This window comes from Enterobacter cloacae complex sp.6700776 (assembly GCF_048284255.1).
GTDB classification, from domain to species: Bacteria; Pseudomonadota; Gammaproteobacteria; order Enterobacterales; family Enterobacteriaceae; genus Enterobacter; species Enterobacter intestinihominis.
In genome coordinates this window covers 1-280 of record NZ_JBLVYK010000254.1, presented here as the reverse complement: position 1 = coordinate 280, position 280 = coordinate 1, and the positions used below count along the sequence as shown (strand labels likewise).

The following is a 280-nucleotide window of genomic DNA, read 5'->3' as shown; positions in this document are numbered from 1 at the left end:
GCAACCGACATGCTACGCGCCTATATATTAAAAAATCACGGTGGAATTTATGCTGACCATGATGTTATGCCGAATTATACCCCCGAAGTTTATAAAATAGTGCAAGATAATTGTAATAATTACGATTTCCTTGAAAAAGAAGACCATCGTCGTGCTCTAAGTGACGAAATATTATCATTAGTAAGCAATGAACCGAGTGCGGGATTAGAGCACAAACTACCTCGAGAAGACAGCACAAAAGTGGATAATATAATTAGTAAACTAAAGATACGAGTTAAGG

1 protein-coding gene is annotated in these 280 nt (G+C 36.8%); it reads left to right on the top strand.

The window, feature by feature from the left end; genetic code table 11:
- Positions 1-280: TcdA/TcdB catalytic glycosyltransferase domain-containing protein (locus ACNQ0T_RS24130; protein ID WP_417930488.1), on the top strand; the 280-nt coding region annotated here is incomplete at both ends.